Here is a 5,579-nt window from a genome sequence, read left to right on the forward strand (position 1 = left end):
GCTCGGCCTTCCACGGGCGCAGCGGTTCCAGCGAGTGGGCGGTCACCACGTGCGGGACGCCGTACAGCTCCTTGGCGAGATGACCGGCGAGGTTGGCGTACCAGGTGTGGGAGTGGACCAGTTCGCGGCCCTCCAGCGCGGCGGCCATGGCCAGGTCCACGGAGAACGTGCGCAGCGCGTCGTTGGCACCGTCCAGGGCGGACCAGGAGCGGTGGCGCCGGACGCCCTCCGCGCGGCCCTCGCCCCAGCAGTGCACGTCCAGATCGACCAGCTCGCGCAACTCACGGGCCAGGAACTCGACGTGGACGCCCGCCCCGCCGTACACGTCCGGGGGGTACTCCCGGGTCAGCAGTCCCACTCGCACCCGGCAACCCCCTGGGTTCGTACGTGAAGGCCGGTCCCCTTCATGGTCACCCAGACGGGCCGCGTGGGGAAGAGCGCGGGGGTCGTACGAAGCAACAGTCACCGCAGACCCCGCCGTCGGGCACGCGGTAGTAGAGGCAGCAGCTGCGGCGGCGGAAGGCCGTGCCGGTGAGGGTTCCGGTGCCGGCGAGGAGGGGGTGGGCGAGGAGTCCGGCGGTCAGGTCACGGGAGCGGGCCGCGGCGTCGGGGCGGTCGTGAGCGCGCGCCCACGCGTCGAGTTGACGGGCGGCGCCGGCCAGGGCCGAGGCCGCGTTGCCGCGCAGCAGACCGGGGGCGAGACGGTGGCGGGCGCGCAGGGCCGCCGCCAGCGGTTCGAGGTGGCCGTGCAGGACGGTGACCGCCAGGGTCTCCGCGTCCGCCGGGCCGCAGGCGCGGACCTCCGTCAGCCACAGGTCGTCCGGGGCGCCGCCCTCGGGGTCCCAGCGCAGCAGCCCCGGCGCCAGGTCGGGCTGGTGGTCGTAGAGGACGGCGCAGCCCAGCGCGACCGACCACAGCCGCGCCGCCAGTCCCTGCTGGGCCACGGAGGCGGCGACGCGCGACTCATCGGTGCGCAGGGCACGCGCGACCTTGCCGGTCCGGAGCCCCAGCGGGTCGCTGTGCACGCCGGCGGATGCGGCGGCGTAGGCATGGGCGAGCGTCGGCAGGGGCCGGGCCGGTTCCCGTCCTGCGCCGGGGGGCGGTGTCGTGTTCAGGGCGAAGAAGCCGCCGAGGGGGCGCAGGGCCGCCAGTTGGGGGTCGAGGTCCACGAAGTGCAGTAGTACCAAGGCGGTTAGGGGTCGTTGTCAGGGGGATCCCTGGCTCATCACCCACCCTGGGGAGGACTGAGGGCGTTTCGTACTCCATCGGTAGTAGGACCCATTGCGTGCTCAGGGACGACGACGGGAACAGATCCACAAGGCATCGTGTTGGGAATGAGAGCCGACCGTTCGCCGCGCCGGGCCCCGGGGCCCCGCTTCACGCAGAGGAGCAGCTCATGAGCGCCCTCGCGTTGTCCGTGGTCCTGTCGCTCGTCTCCGCCGTGGCGTACGCGGCCGGGGCGATCGTGCAGGAACAGGTCGCGGTGTCCTCCCCCGACGAGCACTACGCCCCGCTGCGGCGGCCCGGCTGGTGGGCGGCGGTCGGACTGAACGGACTCGGCGGCCTGCTGCACGTCGTGGCGCTCGCCTACGGTCCTCTCAGTCTGGTCCAGCCGCTGGGCGCGCTGACCATCGTGTTCGCGCTGCCGATGGCGGCGATGTTCGTGAGCCGCAAGGCCGGGGCGACGGCCTGGCGGGGCGCCATCATGGCGACCATCGGTCTGGCGGGTCTGCTCTCCCTCGTCGGCGCGGCCGACGCGCAGTCGCTGAGCACCCCGCAGCGGGTGGGCGCGGCCGTGGTCACCGGCGGCGCGGTGGTGGCGCTGATGGTCGCAGGCCGGGCCGCGCACCGGCACCCGGCGGTGCGCAGCATGCTGCTGGCGACCGGCTCCGGCATCGCGTTCGGCATGTCGTCGGTGTTCACCAAGACCGTCGCGGTCGACTGGACCGGCGGCGTCTCGGCGGCCGACGTCCCCTCCCTCGCGGTGATCGGCGTCCTGGCCACGGCCGGCATGCTGCTGTCGCAGGCCTCCTACCGCGGCGCGGGCCTCGCGGCCCCGCTGGCCACGCTGACCGTGGTGAACCCCGTCGTGGCGGCCGCCGTCGGCATCACGATGTTCGGCGAGACCTTCCGCTACGGCACCACGGGCACCGCGCTCGCCCTGAGCTGCGGTGTGGTGGCGGCCGGTGGCCTGATCCTGCTGACGACCGAGCGGCTGGCGAGCACCCGGCCGGAGACGACAGGCGCGCGGCCCGAGGAGACGCGTACGGTCCCCACCGGCGTCGCTGCGCCGGTGGCCGACCTCGTCGCCGTGTTTCCGGAGCCTGCTGGCGACCGCGTCGCGCAGCGGCTGTTCCTCGCGTCACCTGACCGGCCCGTCGGACCGGCGGCCGTGGAAGCCGCCCCGGCGGTGACCGCCACCGTGGCGGACCATGTGCCCGTGCCCGCCCCGGTGGCGCGGGAGGAGAAGGCGAAGGAGCCGCTCGTGCCGGCTCCCGCGCCCGTCCCGCTGCCGCTGTACGGGCCGTTCTACGGCGGCCCGTACATCCCGATGCCGGTGCTCGACCGGCACCGGGTCCGCATCAAATCCTGACGCCGCCGGCCCGCAGATAGGCCAGAGGGTCGATGTCCGAGCCGAACCCGGGCCCCGTCCGCACCTCGAAGTGCAGATGCGGGCCCGTGCTGTTGCCGGTGGACCCCGAGCGGCCGATGCGCTGGCCCGCGCCCACGGACTGGCCGTCCCGCACGGAGATCGCGGACAGGTGCGCGTACTGCGAGTAGCGGCCGTCGGAGTGGCGCACGACCACCTCGTAGCCGAAGGAACCGCCCCAGCCCGCGCTGACCACCGTGCCCGGGGCGACGGACTTCACGGACGTGCCGGTGGGCACGGGGAAGTCGACGCCGGTGTGGTAGCCCTTCGACCAGGAGGAACCCGTCGCGTGGTACGGCGTGCCGAGACCGGCGTCGACCGGGGCGGCGAAGGAACGGCCGGCGGACTTCTTCTCCGATGTCTTCTTCTCCGGCGACTTGTGCTCGGTGGCCTTCTTCTCTGCCGGCTTCTTCCCGGTCGTCTTCTTCTGCGCGGGTGCCTCGCGCTCCGTGGTGGTGCCCGGAGTTCTGGTGGCCGGGGCCTTGGTGGCGGCCTGGCCGCGCAGGTTCAGCCGCTGGCCGGGAACGATGAGGTCGGGGTCGGTCCCGATCGTCGTCCGGTTCGCCGTGTACAGCCGCTGCCAGCCGCCCCGTACGTCCTTCTCGTCGGCGATCCCGGAGAGGGTGTCGCCCCGCACGACCGTGTACATCTCGGCGGTGCCCGCCCGCGACTGGGGCGTGCTCTGCGGCTGGACGTCCTTGAGGGTGGTGGCCGGCTTGGTGCCGGCGGACTTCGCGGACGCGGCGGCCGGTTCGATGTCGGGGGCGTCGCCGCCGGCGGTCAGTCCCGCCCGCACCGAGCAGGCGGGCCAGGCGCCCGGCCCCTGACCGTCCAGCACCTTCTCCGCCACGGCGATCTGCTGATCCTTGGTGGCCAGATCCGCGCGCGGCGCGTACCGGGTGCCGCCGTACTCCTCCCAGGTGGACTGGGTGAACTGGAGGCCGCCGTAGTAGCCGTTGCCGGAGTTGATGTTCCAGTCGTTGGTCGACTCGCAGGCGGCGACCTTGTCCCAGGTGTCCACGTCCGCCGCCTGGGCGGCTCCGGCGCCGATGAGCGGGATCGCCATGCCGGCACCGCCCGCCGTGACGGTGAGCGAGGCCCGGTTGATCCTGTTCGGCTGATACCGGCGGTGCCGGCCGCGTACGGCCATGGAGATCCCCCTCGACATGCGTCAGGAGGGGCAAAAGTACGGTCCGCTCACTGGCCGTGACAAGGCGAGTATCAGCCGCACTGGCTCAACTCGGCCGGATGACGGGTCTGTTGCATGACACCTGAGTCGGGCGGGGCCCTGTGTCCGTATCCAGGTGGGCGACTTCGCGTGTCCAGCGCGTGCGGTGGACGGGGCGACGCGACAGGATGTGCAACGGGACGGGACCGGCGCCGACGCGTAGGCGTCACGCACGGATCACCGGGCCGACGAGCCAAAGATTCTTGAGGAGCCAACCGGATGACAAACTCAGCCCAGATCGGCGTCACGGGACTCGCGGTCATGGGCCGCAACCTGGCCCGCAACTTCGCCCGCAACGGCTATACGGTCGCGCTGCACAACCGGACGGCGGCGCGCACCCACGCCCTCGTGGAGGAGTTCGGCGGCGAGGGCGAGTTCATCGCGGCCGAGACCGCCAAGGAGTTCGTGGCGGCGCTGGAGCGCCCTCGCCGCCTGGTCGTCATGGTCAAGGCCGGCGAGCCGACCGACGCGGTGATCCAGGAGTTCGCGCCGCTGCTGGAGCCCGGTGACATGATCATCGACGGTGGCAACGCGCACTTCGCGGACACCCGGCGCCGCGAACGCGAGCTGCGGGAGCGCGGCATCCACTTCGTCGGCACAGGCATCTCCGGCGGCGAGGAGGGCGCGCTGCTCGGCCCGAGCATCATGCCGGGCGGCTCCCCGGAGTCGTACGAGTCGCTGGGCCCCATGCTGGAGAAGATCTCCGCGAAGGCGGCCGACGGGGCTCCCTGTGTGACGCACGTCGGCGCTGACGGGGCCGGGCACTTCGTGAAGATGGTGCACAACGGCATCGAGTACGCCGACATGCAGCTGATCGGTGAGGCGTACCAGTTGCTGCGCGACGTCGGCGGGTACTCCCCGGCCGAGATCGCGGACATCTTCCGCACCTGGAACACCGGCCGGCTGGACTCGTACCTGATCGAGATCACGGCCGAGGTGCTGTCGCACGTGGACGCGGCGACGGGCGAGCCGTTCGTGGACGTGGTGGTGGACCAGGCCGAGCAGAAGGGCACCGGCCGCTGGACGGTGCAGATCGCGCTGGACCTCGGGGTGCCGGTGTCGGGCATCGCGGAGGCCGTCTTCGCCCGGTCGCTGTCCGGCCACGCGGCGCTGCGGGAGGCCTCGCTCGGCCTGTCCGGGCCGAAGCCGGCCGCGCTGGGCCGGGCGGAGGCGCAGGCCTTCGCGGACCGGGTGGAGCAGGCGCTGTACGCCTCGAAGATCGTGTCGTACACGCAGGGCTTCCACGAGATCGCCGCTGGCGGCGCGGAGTACGGCTGGGACATCGACCTCGGCGCCGTCTCGGCGATCTGGCGGGGCGGCTGCATCATCCGGGCGGCCTTCCTCGACCGGATCCGCGCGGCCTACGACGCCCGTCCCGACCTGCCGAGCCTGCTGTCCGACGAGACGTTCGCCGCCGAGATCGGGGCGGCGCAGGACGCGTGGCGCGAGGTGCTGGTCGCCGCGACGCTCCAGGGCGTGGCCACGCCCGGGTTCGCGGCGGCGCTCGCCTACTACGACGCGCTGCGTGCCGAGCGGCTGCCCGCGGCGCTGACGCAGGGGCAGCGGGACTTCTTCGGGGCGCACACCTACCGGCGGGTGGACCGGGACGGGTCGTTCCACACGCTGTGGGGCGGGGACCGGTCGGAGGTCTCGGCCTAGCCTTCCCGGAGGTTCGCGGCGGGTTCGCGGCGGGTTCGCGGC

4 protein-coding genes and 2 pseudogenes are annotated in these 5,579 nt (G+C 73.1%); 2 read left to right on the top strand and 4 right to left on the bottom strand.

The genetic code is table 11. The annotated features are described in order from the left end of the window. On the bottom strand, window positions 1-358 hold a 358-nt coding region (locus BZL64_RS31805; RefSeq protein ID WP_143663364.1), incomplete at its 3' end, for a glycosyltransferase. Window positions 359-410: 52 nt separating this feature from the next. Continuing rightward, window positions 411-1,169 (bottom strand): (2Fe-2S)-binding protein, encoded by a 759-nt coding sequence (locus BZL64_RS31810; RefSeq protein WP_086772600.1) that lies wholly within the window; start codon window positions 1,167-1,169, stop codon window positions 411-413. 227 nt (window positions 1,170-1,396) lie between these two features. Here BZL64_RS31810 and BZL64_RS31815 point away from each other — a divergent pair, with 227 nt between their 5' ends. Continuing rightward, window positions 1,397-2,593 (top strand): DMT family transporter, encoded by a 1,197-nt coding sequence (locus BZL64_RS31815; RefSeq protein ID WP_086772597.1) that lies wholly within the window; start codon window positions 1,397-1,399, stop codon window positions 2,591-2,593. Here BZL64_RS31815 and BZL64_RS42260 read toward each other — a convergent pair. Continuing rightward, window positions 2,583-2,987 (bottom strand): annotated as a pseudogene (locus BZL64_RS42260) (M23 family metallopeptidase); the annotation flags it as partial. The gene BZL64_RS31815 and the pseudogene BZL64_RS42260 overlap by 11 nt on opposite strands. A 131-nt stretch (window positions 2,988-3,118) precedes the next feature. Further along, window positions 3,119-3,800 (bottom strand): annotated as a pseudogene (locus tag BZL64_RS42265) (transglycosylase family protein); the annotation flags it as partial. Window positions 3,801-4,097: 297 nt separating this feature from the next. Here BZL64_RS42265 and gndA point away from each other — a divergent pair. Then, complete coding sequence (gndA, locus tag BZL64_RS31825) at window positions 4,098-5,537, top strand: NADP-dependent phosphogluconate dehydrogenase (protein WP_086772599.1); 1,440 nt, start codon at window positions 4,098-4,100, stop codon at window positions 5,535-5,537. Window positions 5,538-5,579: the final 42 nt, after the last annotated feature.

Origin of the sequence: Streptomyces bobili (genome assembly GCF_002154575.1) — a bacterium.
Classification (GTDB): domain Bacteria; phylum Actinomycetota; class Actinomycetes; order Streptomycetales; family Streptomycetaceae; genus Streptomyces; species Streptomyces bobili.